The 16,118-nt window shown below is 70.4% G+C and carries 18 protein-coding genes and 3 pseudogenes; 11 read left to right on the forward strand and 10 right to left on the reverse strand.

Annotated elements, in window-relative coordinates:
- Positions 1-45: 45 nt before the first annotated feature.
- Positions 46-1,098, reverse strand: a pseudogene (locus K1X59_RS22950) (NAD(P)H-dependent flavin oxidoreductase).
- A 97-nt stretch (positions 1,099-1,195) separates the two neighbouring features.
- Here K1X59_RS22950 and K1X59_RS16400 point away from each other — a divergent pair.
- Together K1X59_RS16400 and K1X59_RS16405 are read left to right on the forward strand one after the other, a co-directional pair.
- Positions 1,196-1,468, forward strand: coding sequence for a DUF6412 domain-containing protein (locus tag K1X59_RS16400; RefSeq protein WP_183150827.1), 273 nt, complete (start codon positions 1,196-1,198; stop codon positions 1,466-1,468).
- A gap of 62 nt (positions 1,469-1,530) precedes the next feature.
- Entirely contained in the window at positions 1,531-2,310 is a 780-nt protein-coding gene (locus K1X59_RS16405) for a YidC/Oxa1 family membrane protein insertase (protein WP_220173592.1), read from the forward strand.
- On the opposite strand, the gene K1X59_RS16410 is transcribed toward K1X59_RS16405, so the two are convergent.
- Together K1X59_RS16410 and K1X59_RS16415 are read right to left on the reverse strand one after the other, a co-directional pair.
- Entirely contained in the window at positions 2,282-3,199 is a 918-nt protein-coding gene (locus tag K1X59_RS16410; RefSeq protein WP_220173593.1) for a DMT family transporter, read from the reverse strand. The genes K1X59_RS16405 and K1X59_RS16410 overlap by 29 nt on opposite strands.
- 64 nt (positions 3,200-3,263) lie before the next feature.
- Positions 3,264-4,162: pseudogene (locus K1X59_RS16415) on the reverse strand (SDR family oxidoreductase).
- A 174-nt stretch (positions 4,163-4,336) separates the two neighbouring features.
- Between K1X59_RS16415 and K1X59_RS16420 the strand changes: the two are divergent.
- Genes K1X59_RS16420 through K1X59_RS21810 form a run of 4 tightly spaced genes read left to right on the forward strand, consistent with a single transcriptional unit; the run spans position 4,337 to position 6,106 of the window.
- Positions 4,337-5,170: a PfkB family carbohydrate kinase gene (locus tag K1X59_RS16420; protein WP_244632109.1), complete on the forward strand. Its 834-nt coding sequence runs from the start codon at positions 4,337-4,339 to the stop codon at positions 5,168-5,170.
- 2 nt (positions 5,171-5,172) lie between these two features.
- Positions 5,173-5,337, forward strand: a complete 165-nt coding sequence (locus K1X59_RS21800; protein ID WP_244632110.1) for a hypothetical protein — start codon at positions 5,173-5,175, stop codon at positions 5,335-5,337.
- Positions 5,334-5,636 (forward strand): 5'/3'-nucleotidase SurE, encoded by a 303-nt coding sequence (locus tag K1X59_RS21805; protein ID WP_258566893.1) that lies wholly within the window; start codon positions 5,334-5,336, stop codon positions 5,634-5,636. The genes K1X59_RS21800 and K1X59_RS21805 overlap by 4 nt, the downstream gene beginning before the upstream one ends.
- Positions 5,633-6,106: a 5'/3'-nucleotidase SurE gene (locus K1X59_RS21810; protein WP_258566894.1), complete on the forward strand. Its 474-nt coding sequence runs from the start codon at positions 5,633-5,635 to the stop codon at positions 6,104-6,106. The genes K1X59_RS21805 and K1X59_RS21810 overlap by 4 nt, the downstream gene beginning before the upstream one ends.
- On the opposite strand, the gene K1X59_RS16430 is transcribed toward K1X59_RS21810, so the two are convergent.
- Positions 6,103-6,450 (reverse strand): ATP-dependent DNA ligase, encoded by a 348-nt coding sequence (locus K1X59_RS16430; RefSeq protein ID WP_183150830.1) that lies wholly within the window; start codon positions 6,448-6,450, stop codon positions 6,103-6,105. The genes K1X59_RS21810 and K1X59_RS16430 overlap by 4 nt on opposite strands.
- Before the next feature lie 80 nt (positions 6,451-6,530).
- Here K1X59_RS16430 and K1X59_RS16435 point away from each other — a divergent pair, with 80 nt between their 5' ends.
- The 4 genes and pseudogenes from K1X59_RS16435 (at position 6,531) to K1X59_RS16450 (ending at position 8,491) form a co-directional block, all read left to right on the forward strand.
- A complete protein-coding gene (locus tag K1X59_RS16435; RefSeq protein ID WP_183150831.1) occupies positions 6,531-6,887 on the forward strand; it encodes a hypothetical protein in 357 nt (118 codons plus the stop codon).
- Positions 6,888-6,956: 69 nt separating this feature from the next.
- Positions 6,957-7,463 carry a hypothetical protein gene (locus K1X59_RS16440; RefSeq protein ID WP_183150832.1) on the forward strand — a complete coding sequence of 169 codons (507 nt, stop codon included), beginning with the start codon at positions 6,957-6,959 and terminating at the stop codon, positions 7,461-7,463.
- 91 nt (positions 7,464-7,554) lie between these two features.
- A complete protein-coding gene (locus K1X59_RS16445) occupies positions 7,555-7,968 on the forward strand; it encodes a CBS domain-containing protein (protein WP_183150833.1) in 414 nt (137 codons plus the stop codon).
- A gap of 62 nt (positions 7,969-8,030) precedes the next feature.
- A pseudogene (locus K1X59_RS16450) lies at positions 8,031-8,491 on the forward strand (CinA family protein).
- On the opposite strand, the gene K1X59_RS16455 reads toward K1X59_RS16450, so the two are convergent.
- From K1X59_RS16455 to K1X59_RS16480, 6 genes are all read right to left on the reverse strand, one after another.
- Positions 8,485-9,504 (reverse strand): alcohol dehydrogenase catalytic domain-containing protein, encoded by a 1,020-nt coding sequence (locus K1X59_RS16455; RefSeq protein ID WP_220173594.1) that lies wholly within the window; start codon positions 9,502-9,504, stop codon positions 8,485-8,487. The pseudogene K1X59_RS16450 and the gene K1X59_RS16455 overlap by 7 nt on opposite strands.
- A gap of 75 nt (positions 9,505-9,579) precedes the next feature.
- On the reverse strand, positions 9,580-10,287 hold the full coding sequence (locus tag K1X59_RS16460; protein WP_220173595.1) for an HAD family hydrolase: 708 nt from the start codon (positions 10,285-10,287) through the stop codon (positions 9,580-9,582).
- Complete coding sequence (locus K1X59_RS16465; RefSeq protein WP_220173596.1) at positions 10,284-11,423, reverse strand: TIGR03364 family FAD-dependent oxidoreductase; 1,140 nt, start codon at positions 11,421-11,423, stop codon at positions 10,284-10,286. Before K1X59_RS16465 ends, K1X59_RS16460 begins: the two co-directional genes overlap by 4 nt.
- On the reverse strand, positions 11,420-13,192 hold the full coding sequence (gene phnE, locus K1X59_RS16470) for a phosphonate ABC transporter, permease protein PhnE (protein WP_244632113.1): 1,773 nt from the start codon (positions 13,190-13,192) through the stop codon (positions 11,420-11,422). Before phnE ends, K1X59_RS16465 begins: the two co-directional genes overlap by 4 nt.
- Entirely contained in the window at positions 13,189-14,013 is an 825-nt protein-coding gene (phnC, locus tag K1X59_RS16475; RefSeq protein ID WP_183150834.1) for a phosphonate ABC transporter ATP-binding protein, read from the reverse strand. Before phnC ends, phnE begins: the two co-directional genes overlap by 4 nt.
- A 141-nt stretch (positions 14,014-14,154) precedes the next feature.
- Positions 14,155-15,084, reverse strand: a complete 930-nt coding sequence (locus K1X59_RS16480) for a phosphate/phosphite/phosphonate ABC transporter substrate-binding protein (RefSeq protein ID WP_183150835.1) — start codon at positions 15,082-15,084, stop codon at positions 14,155-14,157.
- 171 nt (positions 15,085-15,255) lie between these two features.
- Between K1X59_RS16480 and K1X59_RS16485 the strand changes: the two genes are divergently transcribed.
- Positions 15,256-15,999, forward strand: a complete 744-nt coding sequence (locus tag K1X59_RS16485) for a GntR family transcriptional regulator (RefSeq protein WP_244632114.1) — start codon at positions 15,256-15,258, stop codon at positions 15,997-15,999.
- Positions 16,000-16,118: the final 119 nt, after the last annotated feature.

Raw genomic sequence — 16,118 nt, forward strand, 5'->3', positions numbered from 1 at the left:
CCGGTTCTCCTCGATACCCTCGTCGAGTTCGGTCGAGGATGCGGATCAGCGGGCCCGGCCTTCCGGCACCCCCGCCACGAGTTCCGCGAACATCTCGGATGCGGTGTCGTATCGGGCGAGCGGGGCGGCCTGGCCCATCCACAGGGATTGCAGCTCACCGAGGTTCTGCTCCCCCGCCGCGTGTGCGGAAGCGACCGGTGAGCCAGTTCTGCATCGGGAAGGGGGCGATCGTGCCGCTCGCCTCGATCGCCCGCACCGCACGGTTGCGCGTGCCGCGAGCCAGGCGCCCGCTCATCGCCCGGGTGAGCACGGTCTCGTCGGCCGCTGTCGAGCGGATCGCATCGCGATGCGCCGCGGTCGCAGCCGACTCGGCGGTCGCGAGGAATGCCGTCCCGACCTGAACTCCGGCCGCGCCGAGCGCGAATGCCGCAGCGACTCCGCGCCGGTCGGCGATCCCCCGGCGGCGATCACGGGCACGTCGACCGCGTCGACCACCTGCGGGATCAGGGCGAACGTGCCGACGAGCGACTCCTCGGCCGGACGCAGGAACGACACGCGATGCCCCGCCGCCTCCGCTCCGGTCGCCACGACCGCATCCACTCCCGCTTCGGCGAGCGCGACCGCCTCCGCCACGGTCGTCGCGGTGCCGAGGATCCGGATGCCGCGGCCATGCGCCTCCGCGACGACGGCGGCAGACGGCACCCCGAACACCACGCTGAGCACCGCGGGCTCGATCTCCCAGATCGCGTCGAGCTGCTCGTCGAGCGAAGGGACGTATCGTTCGGGGCGGGCAGGCAACTCGACGCCGACCGCCTCGTAGAACGGCTGGAGCGCCTGCGCGAAGATCGTGTGCTGCGGGTTGGGCTCGACCTCATCGCCGCGAGGGAGCCAGATGTTCACCGCGAACGGCCGACCGGTCAGGGCACGCAGCTCGGCCTCGGTGGCACGGATGCGGTCGCCGTCGTAGCCGTACAGACCGAACGAGCCGAGTCCGCCCGCATCGCTCACCGCGGCGGTGAGCCTCGTCGAGGACAGCCCGCCGAACGGGCCGAGGATGAGAGGGTGCTCGATGCCGAGCAGGGCGCGAAGTTCGGTCATGCCTCCGACGTTACGCCCGCGGCGTACCCGCGCGGTCGACCGTGACGATCGGGGGTGACGTCTCGGTGCTACCCTCGCTGCAGGAGGGAGCGCGCACATGAGCGAGTGGTTCGGGCAGATGCTGAGCTTCGTCGCGACCGCGCTCGGCCTCGTCTCGATGCCCGACGCCGCGGCTCTCGGCCTCGCGATCGCCCTCCTCGCCGTGACGGCCCTGACGCTCGCGATCGTGCTGAGCGTGCGACCGGAGGCCTCTGCCGACTCCCCGCATCCGTTGCGGGCGATCGACGTCGGCACGCTCCTCACGCAGAGCGACCCCGATGCCGCTGGTCACCCCCGCCCTCGGGCGCCGGGAGTCGCGACCGCCGCGTAGTCCGTTCATTCGGGACAGCGCGGCCTTCGCCGACCCTCCCGACACCACGAACGGACACTTCCATGGACCTCTTTGCCTTTCTCCCACTCGCCGCCCTCCTCGATGCCGCCTATGGTGCGCTGACCGGACTCTCCGACCTCCTCACCCCCGTCGCCGGGGCATCGGCCGCGGCACTCGCCGTCGTGCTCGTCACCCTGATTGTGCGGGCACTGCTCATCCCTGTCGGCATCTCCCAGGCCAAGGCCGAGCAGACCAGAGCGCGCCTCGCCCCGAGGCTGCGTGAGCTGCAGCGCCGCCACAAGAAGAACCCCGAGCGTCTGCAGAAGGAGATGATGGCGCTGTACCGCGCCGAGAACACCTCTCCCTTCGCCGGCATGCTGCCGGTGCTGGCGCAGGCCCCCGTCGTCGGCATCCTCTACACGCTGTTCCTCCGCCCCGAGATCGCCGGGCACCCGAACGAGCTCCTCGCTCACGACCTGTTCGGCGCCCCGCTCGGCACGAGCCTGGTGTCGGCGCTCTTCGGCGGGACGGCGACGCCCGCGACGTTCCTCGTGTACGGAGTGCTGCTCGCCGTGATGATCGCGGTCGCCGAGGTCACGCGCCGGGTGTTCCGGCCCACGCCGGTCGAAGGCGACGACTCACCCCTGAACTCCCCCACCATGCTGCGCGTGGTCTCGGCGATGCACTACCTGACGGCCGTGTTCGCCGCGTTCGTCCCGCTCGCTGCGGCGCTCTACCTCACGGTCACGGTGGTGTGGACGCTCGTGCAACGCGTCATCCTGCGCCGCCGGCATCCGCTGCCGACGCCTGCGGTCAGTCGGGCAGCGGTATCGGCGCGGTGAAGGGTCCGGAGGGGCCGCCGTCTCGGCGGTCCCTCCGGACACCGAGCGTGGTGCCGACGCTCGCGGCGATCACGAGGGCAACGGCGAGCATGCGCAGCGGCGTGGCGTCCTGCCCGAGGATCAGCCAGCCCGCCAGAGTGGCGAAGGCAGGTTCGAGGCTCAGCAGCACGCCGAACACCCGCTGGGGAAGACGTCGCAGCGCCGCGAGTTCGAAGCTGTACGGGATCACCGAGGAGAGCACAGCGGTGACCGCGGCGAGCAGGAGCAGCTGCGGGTCCATCGCGACCGTGGCAGCCGCCGGGACCCCGACCGGGATCAGCAGCACGGCGGCGACCACGAGTCCCATGGCCAGACCGCTGTTCCCCGGGATCAGCGCCCCGACGCGTGCGCTCATCCGGATGTACATGACCCAGAACCCCGCGGCGATCAGGATGAACACGACGCCGAGGGGGTCGAGGGGTTCGGCCCCGATGAGACCGTCGACCCCCAGGACGACCATGCCCAGCAGGGCGACTCCCACCCATGCGGCGTCGGCGAGGCGGCGTGTGAGCACGGCGGCCAGCACGAGCGGTCCGAGGAACTCGATCGCCACCGCGGGGCCGAGCGGTATGCGGTCGATCGCGGCGTAGAAGAAGCCGTTCATCGCGGCCAGCGAGACGCCGAACAGCACGGCGGCGAGCCACTGCGCGCGCGTCCACCTCCCGGGTCTCGGCCGCACGATGACGACCAGCAGGAGCGCCGCGATGGCGACCCGCAAGGAGGTCACGCCCCACGGCCCCAGCACGGGGAAGAGCTGTGCAGCGACCGCCGCACCGAACGGGAGGGAGAGGCAGGATCCGATGACGAGTGCCACCCCGACGAGGGGGCCGGAGGCGGCGGGCTTGTGCACCAGACAAGCTTAGGTCGGCGCCCGGCGCCTCACCCGCCAGGGGTACCGCGTCGGCGGCCCCGCGTCAGAGGGCCTTCCCACCCGTGACCGCGATCACCGATCCCGAGGTGTAGGACGACTCCGTCGACGCGAGGTACACGTACGCCCCCGCGAGCTCTGCCGGCTGCCCCGCCCGACCGAGGGGCGTGTCGGCACCGAATGTCGCGAGTCGCTCCGCGTCCCACCCGGTCGCCGGGATGAGCGGAGTCCAGATCGGGCCGGGAGCAACCGCGTTGACCCTGATCCCCGGGGACCCGCCTCTTCGGCGAGCGCCTTCACGAAAGCCACCTGGGCGGCCTTGGTCATGGCGTAGTCGATGAGTCCCGGCGAGGGGTTGAAGGCCTGGACGGATGCCGTCACGATGATGCTGGCGCCCGGCTCGAGGTCGGGGTACGCCTCGCGGGCGGTGAACAGCAGCCCGGCAAGGTTCGTGTCGAACACGCGCCGCATCCGCTCCGTCGACAGGGTCTCGAATCCCTCGATGTCGTGCTGGTAACCGGCGTTGAGCACGAGCACGTCGAGTCCGCCGAGGGCGCTGCGTGCATCGGAGACGACGCCGGTCGCGAAGGCCTCGTCGCGCAGGTCTCCCGCGAATCCCGCCCCGGTGCGCCCCGCCTCGCGGACGAGGGCGAGCGTGTCCTCCGCATCGTCCTGCTCCTCCGGCATGTGCGCGATCGCCACGTCGGCGCCCTCGCGTGCGAAGGCGATCGCCACCGCCCGACCGATACCGGAGTCGCCGCCGGTGATGAGCGCGCGACGGCCCTCGAGGCGTCCGTGGCCGGCGTAGGTGTTCTCACCGTGATCCGGCTCTGGCCTCGTCTGCTCGGTGAGTCCCGGCTGATCCTGCCGCTGGTCGGGGAAACCGTCCTCACGGTGCGCGTGCCGGGGATCCGTGGTCTCGGGGTCGGGGGTGGTGTCCGTCATGTCCGCTCCTCGTGTCGCTGGTGCCCGTCTCGATGGGTGCTCCCGAGCCTGTCTCGACCCCCGCTCTCCGCGGCAGGGGGTTGACAGCCCTGGGTGCCGCGACCGTCCGCGGTCAACCCCTGCATGCGCCGCCACCGCGACCCGTACCGTGGGGAGGGAGGACAGGAGGATGAGATGAGCGATGTCACGATCTTCGCGCCGTCACCGACACTGACCATCACGGTCGAGGACCACCCGCAGGGAGCTGAGATCCACGTGCACGCGGGCGGCCAGGGCGTCTGGCAGGCACGGATGCTGCGCCGGCTCGGGGTCACGGTCACGATGTGCTGTGTGCTGACCGGCGAGGTGGGGCGCGTGCTGCGACACCTGCTGGAGGACGACGAGGGCATCGAGGTGGTCGCGGTCGAGCGCGACGGCCGCGGATCCGCGTACGTCCACGATCGCCGGGATGGGGGCCGGGTCCCGATCGCCGAGGAGGAGGGCGACCCCATCGGCCGTCATGCCCTCGACGACCTGTACGGCGCGGTGCTGCACAACGGCTCCGACTCCCGGGTGATCATCCTCAGCGGACCGGCCGGCGAAGAGGCGCTCCCCGCCGACATCTACCGCCGTCTCGCGCTCGACCTGAGCGGGGAGGATCGCCTCGTCGTCGCCGACCTCGCCGGCGAGCGCCTGAGCGCCGTGCTGGACGGGCATGCCGACGTCATCAAGGTCAGCCATGAGGAACTCATCTCGGACGGCCTCGCCGCCGACTCCTCGATCGAAGCGCTCGCCCAGGCCATGCGCGAGCTGCGCACCCGCGGCGCGCGCACCGTCATCGTGACCAGAGCGGGCGAATCCCTGCTCCTGCTCGATGATCAGGGCCTCGTCGAGGTCTCGCTTCCCCGTCTCGAGGAGAACGAGCATCGTGGCGCTGGGGACTCCCTGACCGCCGGCGTCGTGGCGGGCCTCGCCCGGGGGAGTCGGCCAGGCAGGCGATCTCGTTGGGCGCCGCCGCCGGGGCGGTGAACGTGACCCGCCATGGGCTCGGCACGGGCGACCCCGACGCCATCCTGCGGCTCAGGGAGGGCGTCGCCGTACGCGAACTCGACGATGCCGGCAGCCGCCCCACCAGCCGTGTGAGTCCGGACGCACTCGCCGCCCTGGCCGAACCCGCCGAAGAGGAGACCTCATGACCCGCGCGCTCATCACGAACGACGACGGCATCGACGCTCCCGGCCTTGCCGCACTCGCGCACGCGGCACGCAGCGCCGGCCTCGAGATCGTGATCGCCGCACCCGTGCGGCAGTCCAGCGGTGCCGGCGCCTCGATCATCGCCGCCGAGGAGGACGGCCGCGTCCGGGTCGACACGCGCACGCTCCCCGGTCTCGAGGAGGTCCCCGCCTACGCGGTGCACGGCGGTCCTGGGCTCATCGCACTGATCGCCGCGCGCGGGCGTTCGGCGCCGCCGTCGACCTCGTGCTCTCCGGCGTGAATCACGGCGCGAACGTCGGTCGCGCCATCCTGCACTCGGGGACCGTCGGCGCGGCCCTCACCGGTGGACTCAACGGCGCCAGGGGCATGGCCGTGTCGCTCGACGTCGGAATGCACCCCGAGGAGTTCCACTGGGATGCGGCCGCCGCGGCCGCGATGCGACTGCTCCCCGGGCTCCAGTCGGCGCCCGAGCGCACCGTGATCAATGTCAACGCGCCGAACAGTGCCACCACACGCGGCTTCTCCGAGGCCTCGCTCGCCCCCTTCGGCATCGTGCAGACGACCATGGCCGAAGCCGAGGAGCACTACATCCGACTGGCCGTCGAGGAGCTGCCGAACACCCCGGAAGAAGGCAGCGACGCGGCTCTCCTGGCTGACGGCTGGGTGACCGTGACGGGCATCGACGCGATCATGTCCCGTCCATTCGCCGTCGAAGGACTGTCGGACGTGGGGCGGATCGGCGCGGACTAGACCGGTGGTGTGACCGGGACCTCGCCGGAACCGGGTTCCTCTCCCGCCTCGGCCGGCTCGGGCACGAGGTAGAGGCCGCTCGGCGCGTTCGCGGTGAAGGCGAGCGCTTCGATCCACGCACGGTTGATCGAGGGCTGGCGGCTGCCGAAGTACTTGAAGACGAGGGAACTCCCCGGCTGGATCCACACGGTCGTGCGTCCGCCGCCGACGCTCGCGTCTTCGCGCCAGCTGAACGGGAACGGCTCGCCGCGCCGCAGCTTTGCGGTGATCACGAGCTGGAGGTGCGTCAGTGCGCGATCCTCGATCTCGGTCTTCACTCCGCCCTCGTAGATGAACTTGCCCATCTCGGAACACTCCTCCGTCGATCCACTGTTAACCCGACACGGCGCTGTCGGAATCGTCCTCCTCTGAGTAGCGTAGGCCCATGGGCATGCTCTACTACCACAGCGCGGAGAACCCGATACAGATCGACGATCTGGCTCTGGCTCACCTCAAAGTGGTGATCGCGACCAAGCTACGGAGGAACGAGAGCTTCACTCTATCCTGGCGGCATCCGGAAGGACATCCGGTAGGGCGTTCGACGATCTGGCTGCATCCGTCGATCCCGCTGCGCTTCGTCTTCGACGAGCCGGAGCCGCCGGAGCTCCGCCCCGAATGGATCGCGGCGATGGCCAACTCGGCCAACTCCAGTGGCGGCATCACCCTGCTCACCGCCGACATGATCCCGCACGGCGCGACCGCCGGCGGGGAGACTGAGGAAGCGGACATCGCACCCGTGTGAAGTCAACCCCCTCGGCGGCGTCGCTTCGGAGGCCTAACGTCGTAAGCCCGACGCCGAGGAGGGCATGCCATGACCGAAGAACGACACATCGACGACCGCCCTGACGAGGGCTACACACCCACGACGACGCACGCCGAGTGGGGTGCGGGAAACCCTCGCCTGCGCATCACCAGAGACGACGAGCGCACCGAGTTCGCGATCGAGGCCGACACCGTGCGGATCGGGTCCGCCGAGGGGAACGAACTCCGCCTGGAGGGGACCGACCCCGTGCACGCGACCATCACGCACGACGAACGGGACGAGTACGTGGTGACTCTGCACGGCGAGGGCGAGATGAACTCCAACCCCGGCGCCGACGCGACGCATGCCGGCGAGAGCACCGAGACGCTGCGCACCGGGTCGCGGTTCACCGCCGGCCCGTGGGAGTTCGTCTTCGCGCGCGACGAGTTCGCCGACCACGGGCGCCCTTACGGCGGACGACTCGGGGGCGAATACTCCGACCAGCCGCTGCAACCGCCGCGCCCGGACTATGCCGACGACGCCTCCGACGGAGCGGACTCGACCAAGGGTCCCTGATCCTGCGCCGCCCGCTTGTCAATCCCCCCGGGCGCAGCGCCGAGACGTCATAGCCTCGGCGACACGGACAGACACACGACAGGGGAAGCCGATGACCATCACCCGCGACATCATGACCACGAGCCCACGCTGCATCGGAGTGAACGATTCCCTGAGCATCGCGGCATCGGTCATGGCCGACCTCGACGTCGGAGCGCTGCCGATCTGCGGCGAGGACAGCCGCCTCAAGGGCATGCTCACCGACCGTGACATCGTGGTGGGGGCCATCGCCCTCGGGATGGATCCGGAGACCACTCCGACCGCCGCACTCGCCAAGGGCACGCCCATCACCGTCGACGCGGACGACGACATCCACGTCGCACTGGATCGCATGCAGGAGCACCAGGTCCGTCGCCTCCCGGTGATCGCCGACCACCGGCTGGTGGGGATCGTGAGCCAGGCGGACATCGCCCGCTCGTTGTCTGCGGCCACGACCGGCCGGACCGTGGAGGGCATCTCGCGGTGAGCACGACGGAAGACTCTCCCCTGGATCACCTGAGCGAACTCGCGCAGAAGCGCGGCCTCCGCGTGTGCGTCGCCGAATCGCTCACCTCCGGCCGACTGGCGAACACCGTGGGTGCGGGTGCCGACGCCTCGGAGTGGTTCGCCGGGGGATCGTCGCGTACTTCACCGATGTCAAGGAACGGGTGTTGGGGCTGACGCCGGGGACCGACCCCTGTTCGTCCGCCTGCGCCGAGCAGCTCGCGACCGGGGCGCTGCGTCTGTTCGACGGCGACATCGCGGTGTCGACGACCGGTGTCGGCGGTCCCGACCCCCAGGGAGGTCACGAGCCGGGGACGGTGTATCTCGGCTGGGCGACCGCGGAGGGCGTCGGGCATCGTCGGCTGGCGCTCACGGGCGCACCGGACGACGTGCTGGACACGAGCGTCGAGGCCGCCGTCCGGCTGCTCGCGTTCCACGCCGAGGCGCTGCGACCCGCGGGACCCCGCCGAGGCGGCTCGCACCCGGAGCAGACCGCCGCTCAGTGACCGGGCACCAGCCCCACCCGCAGCGGTGCGCCGGGAGCCGCCGCTTCGACCAGAGCCGCATCGACGTCGAGCAGCGAGCGCACCGCACCGACGGCGTCGCCGAACGGGTAGGCGCGGCCGCGGCCGGCCAAGAACGCGACGGCCTCGGCCAGATCCGTCCCCGTGTAGTTGTGGATGCCGGCGACGGTGACCAGCCGTCGCACGATGCTCTCCGCGTCGAGCGGGACGGGTTCGGCGGGGAACACGCTGCCCACCAGCACGACAGTGCCGCCGACGGCCACGCCATCGAGCGCCTGACGCACCGCGTGTCCGGAGGCTTCGATCACGACGTCGGGGTCGCGGTCGAGAGCCGTGGCCCCGAACAGCCCCGCGAACGCTCGGCGATCGACGTTCGGGTCGAGGACCTCGACCGTCGCACCCTGCTCGGCCGCGATCGCCGCGGCGGAGAGCCCGACCAGGCCGGCGCCGTGCACGCGGACCGCCGCGCCGTCGAGGTCGCGATCGCGTGCAGCCCTCGCCACCGCGGCCCACGCCGTCGCGGTCGCACAGGACGCGGGGGCGAGCACGGAGGCCGGCAGCGCCTCGGGCACGCGGACGATCGCGGTTCCTTCCCGCAGCTGCACGTGGCTCGCGAACGCGCCAGTGAGGTCTCCGTGCGCTCCGACGCGGTCATGCCCGTACTTGCCCAGCGTGCGGCACTTCTGCGGCATTCCCTGCGTGCAGCGGTCGCAGTGCGCACACGACACCGTCACCGACCACACCACCCGGTCGCCGATGCGCAGGGAGGTACCGTCGACCGTCGTCGCCCCCGCATCGCCCGTGGCGATCACCCGGCCCACGCTCTCATGCCCGAGCACGAGGGGCGTCGGCGCATGGCGGCGACCCTGCACAGTGTGCACGTCGGAGCCGCAGATCGTCGACATCTCGACCGCCACCAGCACGTCGCCGTCGGCCAGTGCCACTCCGGGAACGGCGATCGTCTCGTGCGGGTGGCCCTCGCCGATCCAGACCATGGCGGTCGCCGCCGGGCGCAGAGCGACGTCGCGACGGTGACCGGGGGACGGATCAGCAGCGTTCCCATGCCGACCTCAGGAGGTCGCGACGAGCGGAAGCAGCTCGCGCTGGACGAGAGCCGGGGCGAGAGCGGTGACATCGCTCAACACGGCATCGGCTCCCGCCGCGCTCAGTGCGGGTCGATCGTGCGCGCCCGTGAGCACACCGGCGACGAATCCCGCACCGGCCCTGCGCCCGGACTCGATGTCGCTGACCGTGTCTCCTGCGATGGCCACGGCAGCGACAGACGAGGTCTGCGTGCGCAGCAGTGCCGTGAGCACGAGGTCGGGTGCCGGACGCCCGCGCCCTGCGTCGACGGGTGACAGCGCGAGGTCGATGAGGCCCTCCCACCCGAGGCCCGTGATCAGGACGTCGCGGGTCACGGGGGCGAACCCCGTCGTGAGCACGACGGTGAGTCCGGCATCCTTCAACCCCTGGATCGCGTCGGCCGCACCCGGGATCTCGGCGACACCCTGCTCGGCGACGATCTCGGCGTAGGCGTCCTCGAACGCGGCGGTCGCACGGGCCGCCGCCGCGCGGTCACCGGCTGCGAGATACGTGAACACGTCGATCTTGGACTGCCCCATGGTCTCGCGGACGTACTCGAGGGCTTCGCCCCACGGCATCCGGTCAGCGACGCCGGTGCGCTCGGCCGCCCGCTGGAACGCCTGTTCCACGACGCCGTCGTCGCGCACGGTCGTCCCTGCCATGTCGAGGACGACGAGTTCGAGGGGAGTGATCATGATGTTCCTTCCATTGCTGCTGCCCACCCGAAGGCGGCGGCGAGGTTCTCTTCAGCCAGACCGAGGCCGGTCGTCATCCCGATGCCGGTCGTCGCGGCGAGCACGAGCACACCGTCATCGCCCCGGTCGATCAGGAACTCCTGGGGCCCCTTGGCGTACACGCCCTGCCAGCGCTCGATCACCCGGGGCGGCGGCGCGTCGAACAGCGCCTCCGCCTCGGCGAGGAACGCGGCGAACGCCGTCTCGGGCTGGAACGGCGCCGGCGCGGCCGATGTCGCATGCGAGTCGCCGATGATGAGGGTGCCGTCGGGGAGTTGCGTGTACATCTGGTTGAGGTCGATGGCGGCGAGCTCAGGGCGCTCGGCGTGCAGACGTTCGCGGAGCACCGCGGTCTCGAAGGTGTCCGCGAAGCGGCCGTACCGCACGAGAGACCAGCCCGTGAGCAGCGGCGCGGCGAGCGGATGCGGGAACGAGACGGCGGCCCGCACCATGTCGAGCGCGCAACGGTCGACATGGTGCCGCTCCGCCACGTCGGGCAGCAGTTGGTCGATGTCGTGATTGACGGCGACGACGACACCGCCGCAGCTGATCGATCCCCTGGTGGTCTCGACGTGGCCCGCCCCCACCGCTGTGACAGCGGTGCGGAAGCGGAAGTCGACGCCCAGCGCCGCGAGGTGCCGCACGATCGCGGCGGCAGCGGTGCGGGGGTCGGTCTGCAGATCGCTCTCGATGTGCGCGCCGCCGACGAGCCCCTCTGCGCGCAACGGCGCGAGGCGCAGGAGTTCGGATGTGTCGAGCATCCGTATGCCGCCGTCGCGTGCCGCAGCTTCGAGCACCGCGATCTCGTCGTCGTGCCGTGCGGCGACCATGGTGCCGGATTCGCGCAGCCAGAATCCCGCATCGCGGGCGAGCCGCAGCCACAGCTCCCGCGAGAGGTCGGCATAGCGCCGCGCCTCTCCTCCCTGCGCAGCGATGCACAGGTGGCCGAAGTTGCGGATCGTCGCCCCGACCGGCGCATCGGTGCGATCGAGCACGATCACGCGCAGCCCGCGACGGACGGCGGCATAGGCCGCGCCGAGCCCGACGATGCCGGAGCCGACCACGACCACGTCGGCCGCATCGACGGCGCGGGTCACTTGAACACCTTCCGCATCCACATCGCGAGGCCTTCGACAACGAGCACGGTGGCGAGGATCATCAGCACGATCGCGGTCACGGTCTCATACCGCGAGCCCTGGCTGGCGTTGAGCAGGTAGTACCCGACGCCGCCGCCGCCCACGATGCCGAGGATCGTCGCGGCGCGGATGTTCGTGTCGAGCATGTAGAAGCTGTGCCCGATGAGCGCCTGCATCCCCTGCGGCACGGTGGCGGAGGCGTAGGTCTGCAGTCGGGTCGCTCCGACGGCTCGGAGGGCCCGCTCCGGTCCACGGTCCACCTCTTCGAAGGAGTCCGCGATGAGTTTGCCGAGCAGGCCGATGCCTCCGATCGCCAGCGCGATGACGCCCGCCTGGGCGCCGAGACCTGTGATGACCACGAGCACGATCGCGAGGATCAGCTCGGGGATGCCGCGGATGCCGACGAGCAGCAGTCGGGCGGTGCCGCGCGCTCCGGGGTTCGGGGCGACGTTGCGGGCAGCGAGCGAACCGAGCAGGAGCGAGGGGAGCAGGGTGAGCACGGTCGCGGCGAGCGCGATCGCGATGGTCTCGCGCATCGCCTGGAACATGGCGCTCGCGTCGTAGTTGCCGAACGACGGCGGCCAGAACCTCGCAGCGACCTCCGGCAGCTTGGCCCAGAAGGTGAAGAGGTCCATCCAGTTGATCTGGCTCACGACGACGCTGCCGATCACGACGAGCACGGCGACGACGCCGGCGATCGTGTGGCGCACACGCTGGGCGGTCCACGGGCGCCGCACGGCTGTCTGCGGAGATGTCGCCCAGGCAGGACGGTCTGTGGACGCCGGAGTCGTACGGTAGCCGAGACGCGGGTGCAGCAGACGGTCGATCCACGAGCGGGTGTGCTTCTGCTCGCCGAGCATCGCGCCGCGCACCATGCTCGAGACGATCTCCATCACGATGCAGAGGATGAAGATCACCAGCGCGATCCCGAGTCCCTTGCCGTAGTTGAGCGACTTGAAGGCGTACGACATCTCGAGGCCGAGGCCGGCGACGCCGACGTAGCCGAGGACGACGCTCCCCCGCAGGTTGATGTCGTTGCGGTGCAGCACGGTCGCCACCCAGCTGGGCAGCACCTGCGGGAGGATGCCGGCCGTGAACTCCTGCATCTTCGATCCACCGGCGGCGCGGATCGCGAGGCGAGGTCCTTCGTCGATCTGCTCGATGGCATCGGCGAACATCTTGGAGATCATCCCGATGGAGTGGATGCCGATCGCGAGAATGCCAGGGAGTGTTCCGAGCGAGAACATCAGCACGAATGCCATCGCGAGCACGACGTCGGGCAGTGCCCTGGTGAGCACGCCGATGAACCGTGCGGCGGCGCGCCAGCCGTTCCCTGGCGTGGTGTTCGACGCGGCGAGGTAGGCGATCGGCACCGACAGCACGGCGGCGAGCAGGGTGCCGACGAGCACGAGTCCGACCGTGAGCGCGATCAGCCACGCGAGGTCGGCGGGTTCGGGAAAGGAGAGTCCGCCGACGCGGGCCATGAAGTTCTCGGCGTTGCCCCAGCTCTGCACCATCGCCGGGATCGAGATGTCGACGTCGCGCACGGCGATGATGCCGAGCACGACGAGGGCGACGAGGGTCAGCGATGCCGCGATGCGCTCCGGCGACACCGGTCGCTTCGGCGCCCGGTCCGCGACGCCGCCCGGCTCAGGGCCTGCAGGCCCGCCGGTGGGGTCGGGGCCCCCGCCTCGCGTCGACGCCCCTGTCGGCGCACCGAGAGTCGTCATGATGCGGCCACCTGCGCTGCCGCCTCGACGAGTTCTTCCTGCACCGCGCGGATCTCGGCGGTCGTCGTCGCGACGCGTCCGTAGATCTCCATGACCTCCGCCTTCGTGAGGTCGCCGGTCGGGGTGTCGAGCACGACCTCCCCGTGGCGGAGCCCGACGATGCGGTCCGCCCAGGAGATCGCGAGGTCGACCTGGTGCAGGCTGCACACCACGGTGAGTCCTTCGTCGGCGGCGATCTCACGGATCAGAGCCATCACCTGTTCGCTCGACTCGGGGTCGAGCGAGGCGACCGGCTCGTCGGCGAGCAGGATCGCCGGCTTCTGCATGAGCGCACGGGCGATGGCGACGCGCTGCTGCTGCCCTCCCGACAGGGTGTCGCTGCGCTGATAGGCGCGGTCGAGCAGCCCGACGCGGTCGAGGTGCTCGAGCGCCGTGAGCTTCGCGGAGCGCGAGTAGCCCCACAGCCCGAGGCGGGGGCCGCGCACGCCCGACAGCGAGCCGGTGAGCACGTTCTCGAGCACCGTGAGCGAGGGGACGAGCTCGAACTGCTGGAAGATGAACCCGACGCTGCGGCGGAGTTCGCGCAGGGCACGTCCCTTCAGGGTGGGAACTGCGGATCCGAGCACCTCGACGGCACCGGAGGTGGGCGTCTCGAGGCCGTCGAGGTGGCGCAGCAGTGTCGACTTCCCCGAGCCCGAGAGCCCGAGGAGCACGACGATCTCGCCGCGGGACACCTCGAGCGAGACGTCGCGGAGCGCCGTGGTCGTCCCGAACGTCTTCGTCACGCCGTCGAGTCGGATGAGGGCGTCGGATGCAGTCATGTCAGGTTCCTGGATCTTCCGGTGTTCGGGGGCGAGCGGTCGTCGTGCAGGCGGTCGAGGCGTCGAGCGAGGGATGGCCGTCGAGCGGGCGGAACGGAGCGCATGCCCCCTCCGCCCGCTCGGCGACCGGTCAGAACGTCATCAGCTCTGGCACTGCTCCGCTTCGGTCTCCTTGCAGATGTCGCGGATCAGGTCGTAGTACGCGTCATCCACCGGCTTCGTGGCGTAGAACACGCTGCGGAAGGCGTCGGTGTCGGCACCGTCGATGCCGGCGGCGATGATGTCGTCGATCGTGATCTCGGAGAGGCCGTCGATGAGCTTCTGGGAGACGTCGTCCGGAAGCGTGGACGAGTAGACCAGCGGCGCACCGGGGACCATCGTCTCGTCGATGACCTTCACCTTGTCGGACTTCTCGACCTCGGAGTCCTCGGCGAAACCGGCCTCGCACTCGACGCCCTCGCCCACCTTGGTGACGCTGACGTCGTGCTTGCCCGCGAAGACCGGTGTGATGTCGGTCTTGGGGTCGATGCCCGCCTTGAGGAGGTTGTACGACGGGAACAGGTAGCCGGACGTCGAAGACGGGTCGACGAAGCAGACCTTCTTGCCCTTGAAGTCGTCGATGCTCTTGATGTCGCTGCCCGCGGGGACGATCGCCTGCGAGTAGTAGCCGGGCTCCTGGCCCTCGGCGGTCACGATCGAGGAGATCGGGGTGAGCTTGGCGCCGTTGTTGGTGGCCGTCACGTACGTGAACCCGGAGAACGACGCGACGTCGACCTTGCCGGCCACCGCGGCCTCGATGAGGGCGGCGTAGTCGGTGGACTCGTGGTACTCGACGGTCTTGCCGGTGATCTCGGCGATGTAGTCCATGAGCGGCTGGTAGTTGGTCTCGGTGTCGACCGAGTCGGGGACGACGCCGAAGACGAGAGTGTTCTCGTCGACCGCGAAGCCGCCTGCAGCGGACGACTCGTCGGTTCCCGGGGTGCCGGTGGCCTCCGCGGTGCCGGCACAGGCCGCGAGACCGAGGGCGAGGAGCGCGACGCCGGCGAGGGCGGGGAGAGCGCGAAGCTTCATGAGGACCTTTCAAGGGTGTGAGGGCTGATCCACGGAAGACTCTCTCAGGTGAAGGAGCGAGATATGTACCTAACTCGGAAGAGTTCAGGGCCCGTTCACCCGGCATTCGCCTGAATGAACACTCCTGGAACCCACACGCCTCGGGACCCGCTGACCAAGTAATGTACCTATGTGGCTGAAGCTGTGTACACCCAGATCGCCGAGGACCTCCGCGCGCAGATCGCTGCGGGGGAACTCCGCCCCGGCGACGACGTTCCGACCGAGGCCGAACTCGCCGTGCGGTGGCGCACGTCTCGCGGTCCGATCCGCAACGCGCTGGCCGCGTTGCGGAGCGAGGGCCTGATCGAGACGAGTCGCGGACGGCCCGCGCGCGTGGTCGCGCGCAAGGCGAATCAGGCCGTCGACGTCTCGGTGCCGTTCACACGATGGGCACGCGAGTTGGGCGTGACCCCGGGAGCGCAGACGCAGGAGCTCAGCCTTCGACGCGCCGGCGACGGGGCGGCGGCCCTCGGCGTCGCGGTGGACGACACGATCGTCAGCGTGGTGCGTCTGCGCCTGCTCGACGGACGCCCGACGATGCTCGAACGGCTGACCTACACCGAGGTCGCCGGTCGCCGACTCTTCGACGTCGACCTCGATCAGGTGTCGATCACGGAGTACCTGGCGTCGGTGGGCCACCCGATCGTCACCCTGCAGCACGTGATCGACGCGGTCGCCGCCGACGATCAGGATGCCGCGCTGCTCCGCGTGCCCCGCGGCACGCCGATCCTCCGCCTCACCCGCACGTCTCGGGACGCGGAGGGGCGGATCTTCGAAGCCTCCGAGGACCGGTATCTGAGCGAGGTCGTGCGGTTCACGGTGGCCGCATCCGGGATCTCGACGGACGGGCACTACATGCGCGCGGTCGGGGCGTAGCGGCACGGGCGCTCGGGCACGGCGCAAAAAAGCGCCCGTTAACGCAGAAGGCGATCGCGAGCGCGCAAGTGTTTCAGAAGCCAGAAAGACCGCGCCCGCGATCGCAGCGCTGGGGACGC

The organism is Microbacterium sp. Se5.02b (assembly GCF_019464375.1).
GTDB lineage: Bacteria > Actinomycetota > Actinomycetes > Actinomycetales > Microbacteriaceae > Microbacterium.